At 39.3% G+C, this 21,946-nt stretch carries 17 protein-coding genes and 1 riboswitch; of the genes, 2 read left to right on the top strand and 15 right to left on the bottom strand.

From position 1 onward, the window contains the following. Window positions 1–168: 168 nt before the first annotated feature. The 3 genes from ACFVSW_RS15730 to ACFVSW_RS15720 all read right to left on the bottom strand — a co-directional run bounded on the left by ACFVSW_RS15730 (window position 169) and on the right by ACFVSW_RS15720 (window position 4,974). Window positions 169–1,401: a homoserine dehydrogenase gene (locus ACFVSW_RS15730; RefSeq protein WP_387317605.1), complete on the bottom strand. Its 1,233-nt coding sequence runs from the start codon at window positions 1,399–1,401 to the stop codon at window positions 169–171. Between the two features lie 71 nt (window positions 1,402–1,472). Continuing rightward, a riboswitch (SAM riboswitch) is annotated at window positions 1,473–1,584 on the bottom strand. 116 nt (window positions 1,585–1,700) lie between these two features. Continuing rightward, complete coding sequence (locus ACFVSW_RS15725) at window positions 1,701–3,665, bottom strand: galactosyltransferase-related protein (protein ID WP_387317604.1); 1,965 nt, start codon at window positions 3,663–3,665, stop codon at window positions 1,701–1,703. A gap of 184 nt (window positions 3,666–3,849) precedes the next feature. Further along, window positions 3,850–4,974, bottom strand: coding sequence for a galactosyltransferase-related protein (locus tag ACFVSW_RS15720; protein WP_387317603.1), 1,125 nt, complete (start codon window positions 4,972–4,974; stop codon window positions 3,850–3,852). A 365-nt stretch (window positions 4,975–5,339) separates the two neighbouring features. Between ACFVSW_RS15720 and ACFVSW_RS15715 the strand changes: the two genes are divergently transcribed. Together ACFVSW_RS15715 and ACFVSW_RS15710 are read left to right on the top strand one after the other, a co-directional pair. Next, window positions 5,340–5,771, top strand: coding sequence for an AAA family ATPase (locus ACFVSW_RS15715; RefSeq protein ID WP_387317602.1), 432 nt, complete (start codon window positions 5,340–5,342; stop codon window positions 5,769–5,771). A gap of 50 nt (window positions 5,772–5,821) precedes the next feature. Further along, window positions 5,822–6,712, top strand: a complete 891-nt coding sequence (locus ACFVSW_RS15710; protein WP_387317601.1) for an ROK family protein — start codon at window positions 5,822–5,824, stop codon at window positions 6,710–6,712. A gap of 184 nt (window positions 6,713–6,896) precedes the next feature. Here ACFVSW_RS15710 and argH read toward each other — a convergent pair whose 3' ends face one another. The 12 genes from argH to ACFVSW_RS15650 form a co-directional block, all read right to left on the bottom strand. After that, window positions 6,897–8,273 carry an argininosuccinate lyase gene (gene argH, locus ACFVSW_RS15705; protein ID WP_387317600.1) on the bottom strand — a complete coding sequence of 459 codons (1,377 nt, stop codon included), beginning with the start codon at window positions 8,271–8,273 and terminating at the stop codon, window positions 6,897–6,899. 194 nt (window positions 8,274–8,467) lie between these two features. Then, the gene (locus ACFVSW_RS15700; RefSeq protein ID WP_387317599.1) at window positions 8,468–9,679 is read right to left on the bottom strand and encodes an argininosuccinate synthase; all 1,212 of its coding nucleotides are present in this window, start codon (window positions 9,677–9,679) and stop codon (window positions 8,468–8,470) included. 82 nt (window positions 9,680–9,761) lie between these two features. Next, window positions 9,762–10,730 (bottom strand): ornithine carbamoyltransferase, encoded by a 969-nt coding sequence (gene argF, locus ACFVSW_RS15695; protein WP_387317598.1) that lies wholly within the window; start codon window positions 10,728–10,730, stop codon window positions 9,762–9,764. Next, window positions 10,714–13,950: a carbamoyl-phosphate synthase (glutamine-hydrolyzing) large subunit gene (gene carB / locus ACFVSW_RS15690; protein ID WP_387317597.1), complete on the bottom strand. Its 3,237-nt coding sequence runs from the start codon at window positions 13,948–13,950 to the stop codon at window positions 10,714–10,716. The genes argF and carB overlap by 17 nt, the downstream gene beginning before the upstream one ends. Then, a complete protein-coding gene (locus ACFVSW_RS15685) occupies window positions 13,937–15,013 on the bottom strand; it encodes a carbamoyl phosphate synthase small subunit (protein WP_387317596.1) in 1,077 nt (358 codons plus the stop codon). The genes carB and ACFVSW_RS15685 overlap by 14 nt, the downstream gene beginning before the upstream one ends. Window positions 15,014–15,019: 6 nt before the next feature. Then, a complete protein-coding gene (locus ACFVSW_RS15680) occupies window positions 15,020–16,219 on the bottom strand; it encodes an acetylornithine transaminase (protein ID WP_387317595.1) in 1,200 nt (399 codons plus the stop codon). Further along, window positions 16,219–17,013 carry an acetylglutamate kinase gene (gene argB, locus ACFVSW_RS15675; RefSeq protein ID WP_387317594.1) on the bottom strand — a complete coding sequence of 265 codons (795 nt, stop codon included), beginning with the start codon at window positions 17,011–17,013 and terminating at the stop codon, window positions 16,219–16,221. The genes ACFVSW_RS15680 and argB overlap by 1 nt, the downstream gene beginning before the upstream one ends. Before the next feature lie 12 nt (window positions 17,014–17,025). Then, window positions 17,026–18,252 carry a bifunctional glutamate N-acetyltransferase/amino-acid acetyltransferase ArgJ gene (gene argJ / locus ACFVSW_RS15670; protein WP_387317637.1) on the bottom strand — a complete coding sequence of 409 codons (1,227 nt, stop codon included), beginning with the start codon at window positions 18,250–18,252 and terminating at the stop codon, window positions 17,026–17,028. Window positions 18,253–18,315: 63 nt separating this feature from the next. Next, window positions 18,316–19,353 (bottom strand): N-acetyl-gamma-glutamyl-phosphate reductase, encoded by a 1,038-nt coding sequence (gene argC, locus ACFVSW_RS15665; protein WP_387317593.1) that lies wholly within the window; start codon window positions 19,351–19,353, stop codon window positions 18,316–18,318. A 268-nt stretch (window positions 19,354–19,621) separates the two neighbouring features. Next, on the bottom strand, window positions 19,622–20,047 hold the full coding sequence (locus ACFVSW_RS15660; RefSeq protein ID WP_387317592.1) for a DUF4395 domain-containing protein: 426 nt from the start codon (window positions 20,045–20,047) through the stop codon (window positions 19,622–19,624). A 174-nt stretch (window positions 20,048–20,221) separates the two neighbouring features. Further along, the gene (locus ACFVSW_RS15655) at window positions 20,222–20,842 is read right to left on the bottom strand and encodes a response regulator transcription factor (protein WP_387317591.1); all 621 of its coding nucleotides are present in this window, start codon (window positions 20,840–20,842) and stop codon (window positions 20,222–20,224) included. Beyond that, complete coding sequence (locus ACFVSW_RS15650) at window positions 20,823–21,917, bottom strand: sensor histidine kinase (protein ID WP_387317590.1); 1,095 nt, start codon at window positions 21,915–21,917, stop codon at window positions 20,823–20,825. The genes ACFVSW_RS15655 and ACFVSW_RS15650 overlap by 20 nt, the downstream gene beginning before the upstream one ends. Window positions 21,918–21,946: the final 29 nt, after the last annotated feature.

Genomic DNA, 21,946 nt, shown 5'->3' with positions numbered 1-21,946 from the left:
GAGCGAAGGACATTAGCCGCTAGGGCGCTGGAGCTGGACAATTCTCAAAGTCAAAAATTTATACTTTCTTATCTTTGTAAAAAAGAGGCGGCATATGGCTTTTCTTGCCCTGCGCACCTCTTTAAATATTGATTAGATTCGTCCTTCACGTTCAACAACCCATTTGAATTAAAGTGCTGTTAATACTTCATCTTTCTTTTCCACGTTATATTCTCCCAATATAGGATAATAGCCTAGTACATTTTGTTTACGGACCAGCTGTTCAACATCTTTCTTAGTCGCCTGGATGATATACGTCCCATCAGAAACCTGTTCAATCCACAAAATCGACGTGTTTAGTTGTTTCTTGGCAAGTCCATATACAAGCCAAGTTTCTTTTCCCTGCGGATTTTCCGGTTCCGAAATGGCTGTGGGAGGAGGAGTCACACTACTTTTGGCAGGCTTACTTTGACAGACATACACCAAATCTTCAATTACCGCACTTGCAGTGGGATACATACCGGCACCTGGCCCCTGGAGGGTGATTCTTCCGACTATATCCGAGAAAACATTTACAGCATTCTCTACTCCCTCCACATGATAGAATGGGTGTTCATTTCCAACCAGAACAGGTTTAACCGATGACTTTATTTGACCCCCTGCCCTAGTAAGACTTGCAATATGTTTGAATCGAAGGCCTAATTTTTCAGCGGCTTCAATTAATTTACTAGTTATTGAAGTAATCCCCTCCCGCTCGACATCCAGCCAAATCGGTTCTTCCCCAAAAGCGATACGGCTCAGGATCATCGTTTTATAAAAAGCATCATAGCCTTCAACGTCATTAGTTGGATCCGCTTCCGCATAGCCATTCACTTGTGCCGAGAGTAAGCTTTCAGCAAATGACTGCTTTTTCACGCGCATTTCCGTCAAAATGAAATTTGATGTCCCGTTAAGAATTCCTTGGACTTGCTGGACACGATTTATTTTTAATAACTGCCTTAGCGTTTGAATAACCGGAATTCCCCCAGCCACCGTTGCTTCAAAACCAATAGAAACATGATGCTCTTCTGCGAGCGCGAACAGCTCTTTCCCGTGGTGGGCAAACATTTCTTTATTGGCTGTAATAATGTGACAGCCGCGCTCGATTGCTTTTTTCAAAAATGTAAACGTTGGTTCTTTGTCGACAATGGCTTCGACCACAATATCAAGCTGGGGCAGCTCTAGGATTTCTTCATAATCCGTCGTAACAAGTACATCTTCATTTATTTCCCTTTCCTTTTGCTTGTTTTTAATGAGGACAGCAGCTACCTCCACCTTTTTTCCTAAAACAGCTGTTAACTCTTCCGAATGGGATTGTATGGTCCGATAAACCCCTTCACCAACAGTTCCAAAACCAAGAATTGCTACTTTTATTGCACTCATGGTTAATCCACCCCTTTAGATTTAATGATAAGCAAAAAACCCTCTTCCATAAGAAGAGGGTTCATTTCCTCCTCTTATCTGTCAGGTTAAAAATAACCTGCAGGAATTAGCACCTTTTCAAGGAATACCTTGAAGGTTGCCGGGCTTCATCGGGCCTAGTCCCTCCGCCGCTCTGGATAAGAGTATATATTTATGCGTCACCATTTTATTATTAGAATTCATTTTAGTCGAAACAATTTGAAGTGTCAATAAATTCGGAATCCACATCTAAAAATTTTTTGAAATTAAGACTTTCTTTTTTAATGACTTGTCCAATAACCAAATCTATCACCATATTTACAAATTAATAAGATTGATCCATCCTCAAGTTTGGTAATCATAATCGGTTCGACATCCTGACTAATAATTAGTGAGGGTCCATACCATGGATATCCTTTTTGATTATTGTCCCTCCACCATAACCCAATCCCCCCTGAGGCTAATCTACATACAACCTCAAACCTTCCTGAATCAGTTTCAATCCATACGGGGGTACCAATTACACCTTTAGCAAAGGTTTCACTCTTGTACCATTTTCTTGTTCGTGAATCTTCCCAGTAGTGGCACAGGAAATTACCAGATCTCACGATTAGCTCCTTATTTCCAAAACTACTAGTAATAGGTATTGAAGGCATAAACGCTTCCGGATTACTTTCATACCATGGAAAGCTTTTACTTCGATATCTTTTAGTTTCATATTCTGATCCATGATGCTTAATCAAATTTCTAGCCAAATCTTTGATATCACGGTCAATTGGATGGAACAACCAACTTTCACTAATATCATTAAGGCTATAAACTATTTCATCTAATGTAAGGTATGGACGGTAGCGAATCACCATTTCGTCTGTTTTGTTTGGATAACTTTTGATACGGAATCCCAATTCCTTTGCCATGTTAACAAAAAAGATTTCATCTGTTCCGAAAGATACCGTTTTTAGCAGTGCACTTTTTAGCTTATCCTTTCTTTCGGGTTGAAGTAAGGCTTTAACAAGCGATTTGTTGAAAACTTGACCAACATTGAAAATTCCGTAGAATGGATTTACATTAAATAGATTCTTCCATCTATTTAAATCCTTCTTTAATTCATTTCCAATATACCAATCTTCTTCAGGAATCCGCAGTTTTACCGCCATATAGTCGGTATCTCTCATTTGTTTCTCAATGAATTCTTCATATCCTTTTCTGATAAACAAGGCATCAGAATCAATATTGATTAAATATTCATAATCCATCCCCGTCTCTTCGAGCCATTCCATGGTTTCAAGAAAATAAATGGTCGTGAATCCCCGCTCCAACTTTCGGCTGGAGGGACATACAGGGATCCCTAAATTATCACAGAGGGCTGGGTCATCTCCACCATTGTACAAAACCATCGTGCTATTAGGACAATAGTTTCTAACATTATCAATTAAATCTTTTACCAGCTCCCGCTGTTCATGAACGAGGATCATAAAACAGATTTTACTTTGGGAAGAATTCATAACCCTATTAACCTTTTCAGGCTGGATTGAGTTATTCATAACAAAAAATTCTTCACGTTCCTTCATTATTTTTAACATGTCATTCTTGTTGCCGCTTGCAGATACATACTGATTTAGCAGTTTTTTATTCGTTTCACTGTAGGGTTTTGAATCAGAGTAGGCAGGCGGATGCCACAAATGAAATACTTTACCTTCAACTTTAACGAATTTTCCGCAAAGGGTATTGACTGTATGTGAAAATGCATCATCTTCCCCTCCCCAGCCAATAAACCGCTCATCAAAACCACCTACCGCTTCGAAATGCATCCGTGGAATAACATTTACTTTTCCGGCGAATCCCTCATAGAGCCAGTTGGCTTTTATGCAATCTTCTATTTCTACACTTAGAGGCCACCTCGGTTGTTTTCTAAGCAAAGCTTTTGTTGCTTGCATCGGAATATCGTATATTTCTGTGAAAGGGACAACCCATGCTGCTTCATTAAGTAGTTTAATAGCCTTTAGAATAATGACAGGGTCAAAAACAATATCCGCATCTGCTATGACAAAAATATCTTTGGTGGCCCTTTTGGCCGCTTGGTTTACAGCTTTTGATTTATTAATTTCATTGCCGCTGTAAAGGCCAAAACATAATTCGGCATCTGGCATTACAGCAGTATAGTACCGTTTTATCCATTCAAAAGCCGCTTCCCTTGGACCATGATCTGTTTGGAAAGGAATGATGATAGAAACATTTTTAAACATACACTACCTCCCTTGGTGTTAATCTGTTGTTCTGGACAATTTTTATTACTTGTCCAATTTGATAACAACCGAACTTAATTTATGAAACAAACAATGTACTTCATCGTCATTATATGTTTTATAAAGAGTAGTTGATAAGGGAGAATACCTATATTTTCAAGCAAAAAAAATTGGCTACCCTTAGTCATAGTCCAGACCAAGGGTAGCCAGGTGCTTTGTTGTCTCTTAGCCAAAATCCAACTCCACCAGTTTTTAATTTACAGACTACTACATATTGCCCTGAATTATTTTCAAAAAAAAGAGGATTTCCCGTTACACCTTTAGCAAACGTCTTACTTTTATGCCACTTTCCATTAGGGTCTTGCCAATAATGGGTCAAAGAAGAACCTGACCGTACAATAAGCTCTACGTTACCAAACTTACTTTTGATTGGAATGGAAATGGTATAATTATTTGGATTATCCTCATACCATGGATATTTCTTATTTTTATATTTTTTTGTATTATTATGTTTATTTTCAATATGCAGGGATTCAATTAATTTATTTTTATAACCGTCTAAATTATCACAACTGTGTAAATGATCACTATTTTTAGCTTCAATGTTTACTAAAGTATTTTTCCGTTCATAAATGAGTTTGGTCATTCTTTTCTTGTTTCCACTTGCATGTATATAGTGACCGAGAAGCTCCGCATTCGCTTTACCATGTGGATTTGTTTGATAGTTTGAACTAGGGTGCCATAAGTGAAATAATTTCCCTTTAATATTTACGATTTCTCCGCAAAGCGTACGGACAGCATGTGAAAATGCATCATCTTCGCCTCCCCAACCAATAAATCGTTCATCAAAACCACCAACTGCTTCAAAATTTACTCGAGGAATGACCAAGAGTTTTCCTGCAAATCCTTCATAAACCCAATTTGATTTGCTACATTCTTCATACTTTACATCAATAGGCCACTTTGGTTTTGTTTTAAGTAATCTTTCAGTACCTTGCCATTCAATATTATATACTTCAGTAAAAGGGACTACCCATGCTGCTTTATCAAGTAATCTTATCGCTTCCACAATAATATTGGGGTTATAAACGACATCCGCATCAGCTATTACAAAGATATCTTTTGTTGCTTTTTTAGCTGCTAAGTTTACAGCCTTAGATTTATTAATATCCTCGCCATTGATTAGTCCTAAACATAATTCAGCTTCGGGCATCACACGAGCATAATATTTTTTAATCCATTCAAAAGCCTTCGCTCTTGGACCATTGTCTGTTTGGAAAGGTACAATTATTGAAACGTTTTCTAACACTGCAGCTCTCCCCTTTATTATAAAAATTTTTATAAATTCTATTATTTCTTACTGTATGTGATTGGATCTGTGATGGAAACGGCATGTATCATGCTTCCGCTGAATGATTAGTTATGGCAGGGCAACTGGACGAATTAGAGAAAATCAACATGGGGTATTCAGTAATTAATGTCTCGCTGACCGCTGGCATTTGCTTTATGAAGAATTTATTTGAATCATTTGGTAAATGCAACATAGTTTATTGTCCCTTTCAAATCAATGCGCAATTGCATTTTATAAGGTAGAAGGACCTGCTGATTATGTGAAGTTTAATTGTCGCTGCCATATAGATAGTGGATGCGAATCTGATTTGGGAGAGATGAAAAGTGAAATTGGGCATTATGTGTGGGATGCCATTAAGCGGGAAATCAACATACAGTAAAACTCTTCAGAAGCAAGGATGGGTACGTGTGTCTCTAGATGATATTAGGCTAGCTTTACATGGACAAGTTTACAAAGCAGAAGCAGAACCGCTCGTGTGGGAAAGCGCTGAACTTATGGTACGGGCATTGCTAAAAAGTGGACACAACGTACTTGTTGATACCACAAACAGAACCAGAGAACGTCGAAAAAGATGGATTCGTATTGCGAAGGAATTTGGACTTACTTTGGAAATATTCCATGTAGATACTGATTTTGAAACTTGTAAACAACGTAACAGAGCGCTGAGGCGACTATCTGAAAATTTTTTAAAACAAATATATAAAGAATTCCAAAAGCCGACTACAGATGAAGGAACCATTATTAAGGTCATTTAGCAATAAACAGCTTCAAGCTTACAATAATTCGTAGATTTGGAGGAAGTAATGTGAAAAAGTATATTTGCTTTGATATTGGCGGGACAAAAGTAAAGCACGGTTTATTATTAGCGGATGGATCTATTCTTTCAAAAGATAGTTACCATACCCATGGTAAAGATCTAGAATTATTTTTAAATGAAATGATAGATACCATTAACATGTATACAAAAAATAATACTGTAAGCGGTGTAGCTATTAGTTTACCGGGCTTTATTAACCCTCATACTGGGTACTCAAAACGAGGCGGCGCGGTAAAAGCACTGGATAATCAAAATCTTAAAAAACTATTAAAAAAAAGAATTTCGCTTCCTGTTGAAATTGAAAATGATGGAAATTGCGCTGCTTTAGCAGAAAAAATAAGTGGTAACGCAAAAAATTGTTCCGATTTTATTTGTGTGACAATTGGTACTGGAATAGGCGGGGGTATATTTATTAACGGAAAACTTTTGCATGGTCACAGTTATAGAAGTGGTGAATTTGGTTTTATGATTACTCAAGCTGGAAACGAAGACAAGGATATACTACACTCCAATGCTTCTACTAATGCCTTAATTAAGTCCTATAAAAAGCTAAAGAATATTAGTGAATCTGAAAGCATTAAAGGAGAAACCGTTTTTTTAGAATCCAGCCATAATAGTTCGGTAAAAAAACTACTTGATGACTGGATTAGTAACGTTAGTTATGGAATTTATAACCTAGCCGCAACTTTAAACCCGCAAAAAATTTTAATTGGCGGCGGAGTAATTGCCCAACAGAGTTTGATAGGTACTATTAACAATAAACTTGACCAGCTTCATTGGTGGAAAGATATTAAAATCCCTGTTGAAAGTTGTAAGTATCAAAATGACGCAGGAATGATTGGCGCAATGTACCACTTTATCCAAAAGAAAGGTAAATAGAATTACCTAGTAACGTTAATCTAGTTTTAAAACATCCGTAAATATAAAAATGTTAAAAGAAAAAGCTCCCTCCAGTTAGTATTCTTTTAAGGGATTTATCTAATATTTTCGTATTTTATACAAACTTTTGGTACCCGATGAAAAAATAAGTAATGCCCGCCAAATAGCGGGCATTTCACAACAATTATTCTTGTAGTTTCCTTTCAGCCAGCGCAATTTGCTTCGTTACCTGTTCCGGTGCTGTTCCGCCAAAGCTGTTTCTTACGGCAACTACATGCTCAGGAGCCAATACCGTATAAATATCTTCTTCAAATAGTGGACTGAACTCTTGATATTCTTCGAACGTTAAATCCAGTAAAAATTTATTAGATTGAATGGCATACAAGACAATTTTCCCAATCACTTCATGCGCTTCCCGGAACGGTAACCCTTTTCTAACCAAGTAATCGGCAATATCTGTGGCATTTGAAAAATCATTGTTGATCGCCTTACGCATTACATCCTTTTTAACGGTCATGGTTTCGATCATTGGTGCCAACAGCTTTAATGACCCTTCTAGTGTCTCCACCGTATCAAACATTCCTTCTTTATCTTCCTGCAAATCCTTGTTATAAGCGAGCGGCAAACCTTTCAGCACCGTTAACAACCCAATCAAATTGCCATACGTGCGGCCCGTTTTTCCTCTGAGCAGTTCTGGTACGTCCGGGTTTTTCTTTTGCGGCATAATACTTGAGCCTGTACAGAAGGAGTCATCCAGCTCCACAAATTGAAACTCCTGGCTAGACCAAATGACCAATTCTTCAGAAAGTCTGGAAATATGCGTCATAATGATGGAACCAATTGATAAAAATTCGAGAATAAAATCACGGTCGCTGACAGCATCCATGCTGTTTGGATACACTGTTTCGAATCCTAACAGCTCGGCCACTCGATCACGGTTAATAGGGAAGGTCGTCCCCGCCAAGGCACCAGAACCTAGCGGAAGCCAATTAATCCGTTTTAGAGAATCTAGCATTCTCTCTTTATCACGTTCAAACATCCAAAAATAGGCCATTAAATGATGGGCAAAGGAAACCGGCTGGGCCCGCTGCAAGTGTGTATACCCTGGAATCAACGTTTGCACATTCTCTTTTGCCTGCCCGATTATTGCCTGCTGGACATCTTCAAGCAATTTAACAAGTTCCGTCGTTTTCGTTCTTAAATAAAGATGCATATCGGTTGCCACTTGATCGTTTCGGCTGCGGCCCGTATGAAGCTTGCCGCCTACAGGGCCGATTTTTTCAATTAATAGTTTTTCGATATTCATATGAATATCTTCATCTTCTACTAAAAACTCAACCTCGTTATTTTCTATCATCTGTTTTATCGAAAGAAGGCCATCCTTAATTTTTTCAGCATCCTCCATCGGGATTATGCCGCATTCCCCCAGCATTTGGACATGTGCAAGGCTGCCTGCAATATCCTCTTTTGCTAGTTTTTGATCAAAAGTGATCGAAGCAGTGAATTCTTCCACCAATTTGTTCGTTTCCTTTGTAAAACGTCCGCCCCAAAGCTTTGACATGTGTTTTTCTCCCTTCAAACTGGGCTAATTTTTGTTTTTTAAATTTTATCGACGAATTTTAAGTATATATCGGCGAATCCAACCATTATATCGGCGAATTCTTAATTTTATCGGCTAATCGCAAAATACCGCTAATTTATCTAGTAAGAAAGTTGCCCTCGAATTTCAAGGTTCGAGGGCACTTATTCTTCATGTTATTTTAGAACCGATTCTTTTTTATTCACTTCAGAATAAACCTTCGTCGGCAGTCCCCAAAGTTTAATAAAACCAACTGCCGCATTATGATCAAACGCATCTCCTTTTGAGTAGGTTGCTAATTCCTCATTGTAAAGACTATGCGGTGATTTTCGGCCGACAACCATGTGATTCCCTTTTAGAAGCTTCACGCGGATGGTGCCTGACACCACCTTTTGTGTTTCATCAATAAAGGCATCAAGTGCCGCTTTTAACGGAGAATACCAAAGTCCCTCGTAAATGATTTTCGCCATCTGCTGTTCAACCTGCGTTTTAAATTGAGTGACCTCACGAGTCAAGGTTAGAAATTCTAATTCTTTATGAGCATTGATTAAAATGAGCGCCGCTGGATTTTCATACACTTCACGTGATTTAATGCCTACTAATCTATTTTCAATATGATCGATACGGCCAACCCCGTGCTTGCCGCCAAGCTCATTTAACGTTTCAATTAACTGTACTAATGGTAGCTTTTCGCCATTCAGAGCAACAGGGACACCTTGGTCAAATTCAATTTCCACATATTCCGCTGCATCTGGTGTTAATTCAATTGGATTCGTCCAATCAAACGCCGCTTCCGGCGCCTCTGCCCATGGATTTTCAAGCACACCAGCTTCACAGGCACGGCCCCAAATGTTAGCATCAATCGAAAATGGATTGTCTAAATCAACGGGGATTGGAATTCCATTTTCCTCGGCATAGGCAATCTCCTCATCACGGGTCATGCCCCACTCACGAACAGGAGCCACCACTTTTAAACTTGGATTTAACGCTTGAATTGAAACTTCAAAACGAACTTGATCATTTCCTTTTCCGGTACAACCGTGGGCAACAGCGGTTGCACCCTCTTTTTCAGCAACCTCAACTAATAATTTAGAAATCAACGGTCGGGAAAGGGCTGAGGATAATGGATACTTACCTTCGTATAAGCAATTTGCCTTTAACGCCGGTAAAATATATTCCTTCGCTAACAGTTCCTTTGCATCGACGATATAGGCTTTAACGGCACCGACATTCAGTGCCTTAGCTTTAATCGCTTCAAGATCCTTTCCTTCGCCAACATCAAGCCCTAGTGCAATCACATCATAGCCGTATTTTTCCTGAATCCATTTAACCGATACCGATGTATCCAACCCGCCTGAATAGGCCAAAACAATTTTTTCCTTAGTCATCTGTATTCTCCTTTATTTCCGTTTGTATTAATATTCAATCAATAGAATTATTATACAACAAATCTCAAAAAAATAAATACTATTATGATAGTAATAATTTTAAAATTGCTTTTTGTGCATGAAGGCGGTTCTCAGCCTCATCGAATACAACCGAATGGGGGCCATCGATGATATCGGCGGTAACCTCTTCACCACGATGGGCCGGCAGACAATGTAAAAAGATAAAATCGTTCTTAGCAAGCTTGCATAGATCCTCATTTACTTGATAAGATTCGAATACCTTCAATCGCTTTTCGGTTTCTTCTTCCTGCCCCATACTGGTCCACACATCTGTAACGATGACATCTGCGTCTTTAACAGCTTCCTGTGGATTGTTTGTAACCTCAACCGTACTTCCTGTCAGTTTCCCCACTTCGATTGCCTTCCCTGTTACTTTTCCATTTGGCAGATAACCTTCCGGGCTGGCAATACTAAAATGCATTCCTGTTTTAACTGCACCCTCCATCAGCGAGTGCGCCATATTATTATTTCCGTCTCCCAAATAGCACATCTTTAAGCCGGCCAATTTTCCCTTATGCTCGAGAATGGTCAATAAATCGGCTAATACCTGACAAGGGTGCTGTAAATCTGTTAAACCATTAATAACAGGTATTGAAGCATGCTCCGCCAATTCTTCAACTGAGTCGTGTGAAAATGTGCGAATCATAATACAATCGACATAACGGGATAACACTTTCGCTGTATCAGAAATGCTTTCTCCTCTGCCTAGCTGGATGTCCTTCGAGCTAAGGAAAATCGCATGTCCGCCAAGCTGAAGCATGCCAACTTCAAACGATACACGTGTACGAGTTGACGATTTTTCAAAAATCATCCCTAATACTTTTCCGCTTAAATACGGATGAGGTTTGCCCTGTTTCTGCTGTGTCTTTAACTCCTGCGCCACGTCTAACAAATAATGAATATCGTCAGTGGTGTAGTCTGAAAGCTGTAAAAAATCTTTTCCCTTTAATTGATTTTTTTCCATATTACTTAATTTATATGCTTCTAACATCGTCAACACCTCTTTTTTTCAAATTATAAAACTCACGGACTGTTCGTACTTCCCCATCTGACATGAATGGATTTTGTAAGCCGCAAATTGCTTCAAGCGTATCTAAATGTGTAAACACTGGCAGCTGGTAACGAACGGCATGTTCTCTAATTTTAAAACCAAATTTAAGTTTATTTCGCCCTTGGTTTGGGATATTAATTACAGCCTTGATTGGCTGTTCTCGAAAAAGTTCATTTACCTCTTCATCGTTTTTGACCACTTGTTCAACCTTAAGACCATTGCTTTGGAAAAACAGCGCAGTTCCCTCTGTTGCAACAATCTTGTAACCGAGTTTGCTAAGTTCCTTCACAATCGAGAGACTTGCAGGTTTTTCCCGGTCGGCAATCGAGCAAAACAGATAATTTACATCTGCGCTTCCCTTAAGAGCGGGAATCACTTTTTCAAGTGCCGCCTGATACGTTGCTCCCATTCCAAGTACTTCCCCGGTTGATTTCATTTCCGGTCCAAGCACATGATCCACGCCCTTAAGCTTACTTGATGAAAATACTGGAGCTTTTACGGAAAAGTGATCTGGCTCAGGAAGCAAACCTTGAACTTCAGATATATCGGATAACTTTTCTCCTAATTGGACACTTACAGCCCATTCAATCATCGGAATGCCAGTCACTTTACTGATAATTGGCACGGTTCTTGATGAACGCGGGTTTACCTCAAGCACAAAGACTTCATCATTGTAAATGACATATTGAATGTTCATCATGCCAATTACTGGTACTGAGGTTGCAATTTTTCCTGCATAATGAATGATTGTTTCTTTGGTTTTTGCTGATAGCGAAAGCGGCGGAAACACCGAGATGCTGTCACCTGAATGAACACCGGCTTTTTCAATATGTTCAAAAATTCCCGGAACAACTATGTTGCAGCCATCGCTGATCACATCAATCTCACATTCTAGCCCTGGCAAAAATTTATCAACTAATAACGGCCACATCTCCGCATGAGAATTTTTCTCCAGCTGAATGATATACTGTTTTAATTCCTCTTCTGAAAAAATTGTAAACATCGCTTGACCGCCAATGACATACGATGGACGGACAAGCACCGGGTAATCTAACTGGGCCGCTGCTTCTATTAGTTCTTCAGAATGTGCTGCTGTTTTCCCTTCGATATGCGGGATATTTAAGTTTTCTAAAAGCTGATAAAATTCCTTTCGATCTTCAAGGAGATTTATATTTTCAACTGTTGTCCCTAAAATATTGACGCCTTCTTCTTCTAACGCCTGCGCTAGATTGATAGCCGTTTGGCCGCCGAACTGAATCAATACACCCTCAACTTTTTCTTTTTCAATGACATGAAGAACATCTTCAGCAGCAAGTGGTTCAAAATACAGCCGGTCGGCAACTGAATAGTCCGTACTAACGGTTTCAGGATTGTTATTAATTACTACCGCTTCATAGCCTTTTTTCTTGATCGCTTTTGCGGCATGGACCGAGCAGTAATCGAATTCAATCCCCTGGCCGATACGGATTGGTCCTGATCCAATGACAAGGATTTTCTTCTTGTTCGTAACTTCTACTTCGTCAAATCCGTTCCAAGTTGAGTAGTAGTAGGGGGTTACCGCATCAAATTCTGCCGAACAGGTGTCTACCATCTTATAGCCCGGTTTCCAGTTAAGCTCTTTCCACCTATTTCTGATCTGTTTTTCTGGGATATTAAAAATTTGCGCTAATAGCTTGTCGGCAACATTATTACGTTTTGTCTCTTTCAGCAACGCTGTCGGAACATTGCCCCAGTCAAAGGAAGCTAGTTCCATTTCTAATGCAACGATTGAGCTAATTTTGTGTAAAAACCATGGGTCAATCCCGGTTAACTGTTGAATTTTTTCAAAAGAAATTCCTCTTCTGTATGCTTCGGCTATTACGAAAAGCCTTTGGTCATTTGCTTTTTCAAGCAGTTCAAACAAAGAATTCTCGTTTAAAGACTTATTTACCTCGAGGCAAAGACCGTAAACATTCATTTCCATTGACCGGATTGCTTTGTTTAACGCCCCTTCAAAAGTCCGGTCAATTGCCATGACTTCTCCGGTTGCTTTCATTTGTGTTCCGAGTGTCCTGTCAGCTTCAGGGAACTTGTCAAACGGAAAGCGCGGCAGTTTTACGACAATATAATCAATGGCTGGCTCAAATGAAGCAAAGGTGCTCCCTGTTATCGGATTCACAATCTCATCGAGGTGATAGCCAATCGCACATTTTGCGGCCATCCGGGCAATCGGATAACCGGTTGCTTTTGAGGCAAGTGCCGACGAGCGGCTGACCCTTGGGTTCACTTCAATGATGTAATATTGATTCGATTCCGGGTGAAGCGCGAACTGGATATTGCATCCGCCAATTATTTTTAGTTCCCTAATCACTTTTATCGAAACGTCACGGAGCATTTGATATTGAACATCTGTTAATGTCTGTGATGGTGCAACAACAATCGAATCTCCGGTATGAACACCAACAGGGTCCATGTTTTCCATGTTACAAACAATGATGCATGTATCATTTGCGTCCCTCATGACCTCATATTCAATTTCCTTCCAGCCTTTAATGCTTTTTTCGACTAACACTTGGTGGATCGGACTTGACGCTAAGCCTTTCTTTAGGACGATTCCGAGTTCCTCGTCGTTATAGGCAAAGCCGCCTCCTTCTCCCCCAAGGGTATAGGCTGGGCGAATGATGACTGGAAAGCCAATTTTCTTTACAAAAGCTGCCCCTTCTTCAAAGCTGTGAATGATCGCAGATTCCGGTATCGGTTCAGCGATTTCCAGCATCAGGTTCCGAAACTTTTCCCGGTCTTCACCGTTTTTGATGGACTCCACGGAGGTTCCAAGAAGTTCAACATTATATTTTTCTAATATGTTTTGTTCATAAAGCTGAACAGTTAAATTCAATCCTGTTTGCCCGCCAAGTGTGCCGATTACACCATCTGGCTTTTCTTTTTGAATAATCTTTTCAATGGTTGCTACGTTTAACGGTTCGATATATACCTTGTCGGCGTTTGTCTCATCTGTCATAATCGTTGCCGGGTTGTTATTGATTAAAACGACCTCAATCCCCTCTTCTTTAAGGGCAATGCACGCCTGTGTCCCGGCATAATCAAATTCTGCAGCCTGACCAATGACAATTGGGCCAGATCCGATAACAAGGACTTTTTTTAAGTTTTTATTTAACGGCATAAACGGTCTCTCCCAATGATGCAATCTGACCTACGAAATCTTTTAATATATATTCTGTATCGCTTGGTCCCGGATGACCTTCGGGATGAAATTGAACAGTTTGGATTGGATAGCTTTGATGCTTTAATCCTTCAATCGATTTATCATTAACATTTCGGTAGGTGACAGCGAAAACATTCTTATCAATACTTTCGTCAACAACAACGTAGCCGTGATTTTGGGCTGTTATTTTAACCTTTCCCGTGTTAAGTTCCTTAACCGGATGATTGCCGCCGCGATGCCCGAAGGCAAGTTTTTTCGTCTGGGCTCCATATGCTAAAGCAATTAATTGGTGTCCAAGGCATATTCCGAGTGTAGGGTAAGCTTGGGTAATCTTTTTAATCTCCGGGAACCACTTTTGAAGTTCCATTGGGTCGCCTGGTCCGTTGCTTAACAAGACACCATCCGGATTTATCGCTTTTATTTTTTCAAAAGGAGTGTTATATGGCACAATTGTAACCGCACAGTTTTCATCTAAAAGAGCATGTAGAATAGATTTTTTATAACCATAGTCAAATAAAACTACATGAGGTCCTTTATTTTTGAAATCTTGCGTCACCTTAGTCGATACTTTTTCAACCCACAATGAATGCTTTTCCGATGTGGAAAAATCTGATTTCTTTGTATTGCTTAAGTATCCTTTGACCGTCCCGCGGCTGCGAATGGTTTTGACGAGGAGTCTTGTATCAACTCCCGCAATACCGGGAACTCCTGTCTGTTTTAGTTTTTCAGAAAACTTATGAATCAATTGATAATGGCTTGGTATCTCGCATAAATCACCGATTACTACCCCTGATAATGCAGGTGTAATGCTTTCATCATCCAGTGCATTGATTCCATAGTTTCCGATAATCGGATAGCAGAAGGTGATGATTTGACCTGCGTATGAAGGGTCGGTGATGATTTCTTGGTATCCGGTCATGCTCGTGTTAAAAACTACTTCTCCAAGAGAATCCTTTTCAGCACCGATTAAGGAGCCTTCAAATACTTCTCCCGTTTCCAAAGTAAGGTATCCCTGCTCCAAGTTCGCTCACTCGCCTTCCTGTATACTTTGAAAAACACTTTCCAATTTATTCGCAAATTCGTTGATTTCTTCTTTTGTTACAGTTAACGGTGGTAAAATCCGAACGACGTTCGGGCCGGCTGTTAAAATAAGAAGGTTTTTCGGTATTGCTTTTTGGACGATTTCTATGGCATTGGTTTCAATAACCAAACCTTTAAGCAGGCCTTTTCCTCGGATTTCTTTTATAAAAGAGTATTTTTCCTTCAAGTCTTGGAGTTGTTGATCTAAGTAATCCGTGATTTGGATAACGTGTTTGAGTAAATTACTTTCAAGTATATGGGTAACGGTGGCCAGCCCTGCTGCGGTCGCTAATGGATTCCCGCCAAAGGTACTGCCGTGGCTGCCTGGCTCAAAGCCTTTTGCCGCCTCTTCTTTTGCAATGATGGCTCCGATTGGGAAGCCTGAGCCGAGACCTTTGGCGATACTTATGACATCCGGTTCAATTCCGTATTGTTCATAGGCAAAAAGGGTTCCGGTTCGGCCGATTCCTGTTTGGATTTCATCGACCATAAGCAGGATATCGTTTTCTTTACAAATTTGGGAGAGTTCTATTACCCAATCCTGATTTGCGGGAATGACTCCGCCTTCTCCTTGAATAAGCTCAAGCAGTACTGCAGCCGGTTTGATTGTATGAAGTTTTTCAAGTGCTTCGCTGTCATTGTACGGCAGGTAACTGAACCCAGGCATTAGCGGTGAAAATCCCTGTTGGATTTTTTCCTGTCCAGTAGCTGTTAAGGTAGCTAAGGTTCTGCCATGAAATGATTGCTGGAATGTGACGACATCGGATGAGCCGCTCCCTTTAACCTTATTTGCATATCTTCTTGCTAGTTTTATTGCGGCTTCATTTGCTTCTGCACCACTATTGCAAAAAAAGACTTGGTCACCGCAGCTGTTTGTTGTAAGAAGGGATGCAAGTTGCTCTTGGTTCGGTATGCTGTAGAGGTTTGAGCAATGCCAGATATTTTGTAATTGTTCTTCTAGTTTCCCTTTAACCACTTCTGGAACATGCCCTAAATTACAGGTGGCAATACCGGATGTGAAATCTAAGAATTTGTTCCCTTGATCGTCCCATACGTAACTTCCTTTTCCCTTCACGATTGTGATTGGAAAGCGGGAGTAAGTTGACATGACAGGCGACGCTACGGAGATGGAATTATTAGTTGTCATTACGCAATCTCCTCTAGAATAATTTTTGTTCCGATATTCTTTCCGTTTACAAAATCTATTAGGCTATCTTTATCAAATCCGTTGATAATACCAACTTCAGGTATGTTATGAACAAGACCGTCAATTGCCGCGGTTACCTTTGGAATCATTCCGCCATATATAGTTTGATTGCTAATCATTTCTTCGATGATTGATTTTGAAACTTTATCAAGTTTCATTTTTTCGCCATTCTGTTCAATTAAAATCCCCGGAATATCACTGATAAAACAAAGATTTGCTCCTAAAGCATTTGCAATTGCGGATGCCGCGATGTCGCCGTTTATGTTATAGCGTTGGCCACTGAAATCAATTCCAACAGGTGAGATAACTGGAATGAAACCTTGATTGATGATCCCTTCGATTATGCTTTGATTGACCTCGACTACTTCGCCAACGAAGCCTAATGTCTTGGCATCTCGTGACGGTATAGCTTTTAATAAACCTCCGTCTACTCCACTTACGCCAATCGCATTTCCGCCAACCTCAACAATATTTCTTACCACCTGTTTATTAACAGAACCGCTTAGCACCATTTCTACTACATCTAAAACTTGATGATCCGTTACCCTGAGTCCATTTACGAACTTGGTTTCAACGTTTAAGCTTTTTAATAATGAAGTGATGAGCGTGCCGCCGCCATGTACAATAATTGGTGTCCACTCTCCAAACTGATGCATCTTAACCACATCTTCAAAAAATGATCTTGGCAGATTATTTAACACACTGCCGCCACACTTAATGACTAAATATTTCATTTTTCGGCCTCCTTAAGTGCGGTATGATGCGTTGATTTTCACATAATCGTATGTTAAGTCGCATCCCCAGGCAGTTGCACTGAAATTACCTTGGTTTAAATCAACAAGCAATTTAACATTTTCTGACTCTAAGTATTCCTTCACTTCTTCTTCAATAAATTGACTTGGCAGACCGTTTTCGAATACAGTGAATGGACCAATTGAAACCTTAATTGCAGTTGGTTCTACTGGTACACCGCTATAACCAATGGCTGTAACGATTCTTCCCCAGTTTGGATCTGTTCCATAGATAGCTGTTTTAACAAGATTAGAAGAGATGATTGATTTTCCAACTGCTCTTGCAGCATTAGTGCTGAAGGCGCCATTAACTTGTACTTCGACTAGCTTTGTAGCTCCTTCGCCATCACGGGCAATTTTTTTAGCAAGTGATTCACAAACAATCTGTAACCCTTGGTTAAAAACGTCCCATTCCGGATGATCTTTAGTAAGTTGGTTATTCTCTGCCAGGCCATTCGCCATTACCAATACCATGTCGTTTGTGCTTGTATCTCCATCTACAGTAATCATATTGAATGTTGTATTCGTTACTTCTCTTAAGGCAGAAAGAAGATCTTCATGGGCAATGTTTGCATCCGTTGTGACGAATCCAAGCATCGTTGCCATGTTGGGATGAATCATTCCAGAACCCTTAGCTGCACCGCCGATGCTTACTGTTTTTCCGTCAATAGTAAACTGTACGGCAATCTCTTTTGTACATGTATCTGTAGTTAGGATTGCTTTCTTAAAGTTTTCTTCATTTTTATATTCTTTTTGGAGAATTTGCTTAATGCCATTTGTGATATTACCCACTGGAAGCAATTCACCAATAACCCCAGTAGATGTTACTGCAACCAAGTGGTCTTGAATTCCCAATTCGTTTGCGAATTCTTTTTGCATGGTCATTGCATCTGCTAATCCTTGTTCGCCAGTACAAGCATTGGCATTACCGGAATTAACAAGGATTGCTTGGATTTTATTTTCTGTCGCTATACTTTCTTGTGTAACTAATAATGGGGCTGCTTGAAATAAATTTGTTGTATATACACCCGCAACTGCGGCAGGAACATCTGACACAATATACCCCAGATCGAGTCGTTTTCTTTTTATTCCACAATGCATTCCGCCAGCTTTATAGCCTTTTGGCAGAGTAACACTTTCCTTTTCAAAAACAATTATTTCATTAGTGGTTATTGCCTGGATCACTTTATTTTCCTCCTTTAATTTCCCTAGGTTACTCTGTTGGACTATAAAACTAGTAAATATTTATGGGTACATTGGGATAAATTCAAGTCCTGTTTGCTCATCCCAGCCGTTCATGATATTTACATTTTGAATTGCCTGGCCTGCTGCTCCTTTAACTAAATTGTCGATGACGGAAATAACGGTTAATCGATTTGTTCTTGCATCAACATGAAGCCCAATATCGCAATAGTTCGAACCAAGTACTTCTTTTGTAGTCGGAACAGCACCTTGAGATCTGACTCTCACAAACGGTTTATTTTTATAAAACTTACTGTATATTTGTTGAACCTCATCAGTAGTAGCATCCTCTTTTAACGATAAATACATCGTGCACATGATCCCTCTTGTCATAGGTACCAAGTGGGTCGTAAAAGTAATCGTGATTGGATGACCAGTTTCATCCTGAAAAGTCTGCTCAATTTCCGGTATATGCTGATGCGCTCCTAATTTATAAGCTTTTAAGTTTTCATTAATTTCTGCGTAGTGGGAGGTTAATGAAAGTCCTCTCCCCGCACCAGAAACCCCTGATTTTGCATCAATTATTATTGTATTTAAATCCGCTAAATTAGATTTAAGTATTGGAATAAGGCCCAGTGTAGCAGCTGTCGGATAGCAGCCAGGATTGGCTATTAGATTTGCAGTTTTAATCTTTTCTGCATAAATTTCACTTAAACCGTATATTGCTTGTTTTAAATAATCCTCTGAGACTGGTGTATGTTTATACCATGATTCATATTCCTCGCTTGACCTTAGCCGGAAATCTCCAGATAAATCGATACATTTTATCCCCCTATCCAATAGGGGTGGAACAAGTTTACTACTCACTCCTGAGGGTGTCGCCAAAAATACAAGGTCGTTTTCCTCGCATATTCTATCTGGATTGAATGCTTCAAGAATTGGATCCACGATATTTGACAGCTGCGGATAATTTTCACTAAACATGGACCCTGCTTGGGAGTTTGAAACAACTGTACCTATTTCTATGTGAGGGTGCTTTTTTATTAACCTTACTAATTCAATTGAACCATAACCTGTTCCACCAATAATTGCAGCCTTCATTTCCTCAACTCCTGCATTGCTTGATAATGAATTATTATACATATGATTATATAATTATTCAATATAAAAATTGCTTAAATTACTGTTTTAACTGAAAATCACTGCTTCTTAGTTTGAAACCGCTTACATTATGCGTTTTGAGGATATACAATAATTATGCAATTTAATGTTTAAAAAGTAGGATGCAAACAATTTAGCCAGTTATCGGTTCATTTTCAATCCGAACAAAAAAAGTCCCAGTAATTAGCTGGAACTTTAATTTAAAAAACTATTTAATGCTGCGTCTATATTTATATTGCTTCCATTGAAAATGAATAAAACAGCCAATACAAAAGCCTAGAATGGCAACAAATGCTGCAACTGCAACAATGATCGTAAATATATAACCCACTGCATCCCAATTAAGCAAAAAGCTGACAAATCCTATTCCAAGACACGATACTGCAATGGTTTGATTAAATCGCTGCTGCTCCCAATCCTCAGGAATGTAAGCATTTGGCTCCTTCCTCAAAAATAAACTTGCCACCTGCATAATCGGATTAAATCCGAATATTAGTCCGCTTACTCCTGAAAGGAACGGAACTAATAAAAACCATTCAAAACCTGACACCCATGTTAGCAATACACTTAAGACGATAACCCATTGGTTTGTTTTTACAAGAGGACGTGGGATGGAACGAATATTTTCAGGCACAAAAACCCACCTTTCTTATTGGAATTATATGCTTAGGGCTATTTTAACGTGAATTTAATCCTTTGTATATGATTTAAAACAATAAAAGCACCCAGTTGTGAGTGCTTAGCTAATGTTTAAAGGCTTGTATGAAAGAGCTTTAATATACTTCGAATTTCATTAACGGACCCTTCATCAAAAGTTTTTCAAATAATATATCGCAAGCTGCGTACGATCCCGTAACTTTAATTTTTCAAGTAACCCTGTTGTATAGTTCCTTATCGTTCCCTCGCTTAAATAAATCCGTTGAGCAATTTCCTTGTTGGACAAACCTTCTGCAATTAACCCAAGTATCTCTAATTCCCTGTCTGAAAGGTCTAATTTCAACGGAGCCTTCTTCTCATCTTTAAGCATTGTCGAAAGAGCACTTGCAACTTCTCTTTCTAAAACAATATTCCCCTTCCCCACGGCCCGAAGACTTTCAATGATGCTGTCAGATGGTTGATTTTTCAAGATATACCCTTCAGCACCGCTTTTTATCGCCTCTTTGATATAGTCATCATCCTTAAAGGTCGTTAAGATTACTACTTTAATAGTATTAAAATGTTGCTTAATTAATTTCGTTCCCAATACACCATCCATAACGGGCATGCGGATGTCCATCAACACTAAATCAGGCCGTTGCTTTTGGCACATCTCAAATGCTTCCTGTCCATTCGCTGCCGTACCTGTTACCTCAAAGTCATTTTCAAGATCAATCAAAATCTTTAATCCATCACGAATTAAAGCATCATCATCAACGATTAGAATCTTCAAATATCCCACTCCCTTCCCTCGGAATTAGACAAACAATTAAAAATCCATCATTTGCGGAGATTGAAAGACTTCCGCCAACATTTCTAACCCTTTCCTTCATACCACGAAGGCCAAGTCCCTCTGTCATCGTTTTACAACCAACACCATTGTCTTTTATAAACATCCTCGAATATTGCTCGGTTACTTCAATCTTTACCTCCATTTTTGTTGCTATGGAATACCGTGAGGCGTTCGTTAATGCCTCTTTTAAATTTGTACTTAATAATTCTAGATGGCTGGTAGGTATGGTATTCAAATCACCACTAAATTGAAGTGATACCGGGCAAAAACTGAAATGATCGATGATGTTCTTTATATAGTCTATGCCTATGTATTGTTTTGGCTTGATATTATGGACAGTATTACGGAGTAACTCGACCGATTTTGCCAACCCTTCAATAGAACTCTGAATCATGTTTAATGATTTCTCATTGTCCCTTGAATGAAGTTTGTATGCCGCTTGCAATTGAAACAAAATGCCCGCAATACTGTGCCCGATACTATCGTGTATTTCTTGGGCAATTCGATTCCGTTCTCTGACTTCAGTTATTTTAGCGATTTCCTTTGCCGAATGAAGCAGCTTCGCCTTTGTATCTTCAAGTTCATACCTTAACCGGCGCTCGTTATCTACCGTTTGTTTAAAACTGTCTCGCTCTTCCTTCCCTTTACGAATAACATAAGCTAGTAAACTGGAAAAAAGAACAATCAACAGGTTGGTTAAGAGTAGATCGCTTGACCTAAGTAAATAAATCATGCACAATGCCGTTACAGCTAATCCAATATACTTTCTTTTTAAAATAAAGTCATAACTGCAGAGAGCAAAAAGAATTGCAAAACGGAAATCCACCGTAACGGCTGCAGATGTTAACAGCAGCGTTACGATGGTTAAATAAACAGAATCAAAATATCTTTCTTTAAAAATATTTACGGCGATAATCACCAAGAGGATTAAGAGCTGTTGGTATGGTATATGATAATCGATAATTAGGTTTAAACTAAGGTATAGGATAATCGCTGCCTTAACAATATAGTTCATGTCATCCCCTGCCATTAAGCTTTTCCTTC

Origin of the sequence: Neobacillus sp. NPDC058068 (genome assembly GCF_042885335.1) — a bacterium.
Lineage (GTDB): Bacteria > Bacillota > Bacilli > Bacillales > Cytobacillaceae > Neobacillus.
Note: the sequence above shows the minus strand (reverse complement) of the source record. Positions and strands in the feature narration are given on the sequence as shown.

What these genes read in the sequence shown, in the direction of transcription:
- argC (WP_387317593.1), bottom strand. Translation starts at nt 19,353, where the DNA reads ATGAAGGCTGCAATTATTGGTGGAACAGGTTATGGTTCAATTGAATTA.
- argF (WP_387317598.1), bottom strand. Translation starts at nt 10,730, where the DNA reads ATGTTAGAAGCATATAAATTAAGTAATATGGAAAAAAATCAATTAAAG.
- ACFVSW_RS15700 (WP_387317599.1), bottom strand. Translation starts at nt 9,679, where the DNA reads ATGACTAAGGAAAAAATTGTTTTGGCCTATTCAGGCGGGTTGGATACA.
- ACFVSW_RS15730 (WP_387317605.1), bottom strand. Translation starts at nt 1,401, where the DNA reads ATGAGTGCAATAAAAGTAGCAATTCTTGGTTTTGGAACTGTTGGTGAA.
- carB (WP_387317597.1), bottom strand. Translation starts at nt 13,950, where the DNA reads ATGCCGTTAAATAAAAACTTAAAAAAAGTCCTTGTTATCGGATCTGGC.
- argB (WP_387317594.1), bottom strand. Translation starts at nt 17,013, where the DNA reads ATGAAATATTTAGTCATTAAGTGTGGCGGCAGTGTGTTAAATAATCTG.
- ACFVSW_RS15725 (WP_387317604.1), bottom strand. Translation starts at nt 3,665, where the DNA reads ATGTTTAAAAATGTTTCTATCATCATTCCTTTCCAAACAGATCATGGT.
- ACFVSW_RS15680 (WP_387317595.1), bottom strand. Translation starts at nt 16,219, where the DNA reads ATGACAACTAATAATTCCATCTCCGTAGCGTCGCCTGTCATGTCAACT.
- argH (WP_387317600.1), bottom strand. Translation starts at nt 8,273, where the DNA reads ATGTCAAAGCTTTGGGGCGGACGTTTTACAAAGGAAACGAACAAATTG.
- ACFVSW_RS15650 (WP_387317590.1), bottom strand. Translation starts at nt 21,917, where the DNA reads ATGAACTATATTGTTAAGGCAGCGATTATCCTATACCTTAGTTTAAAC.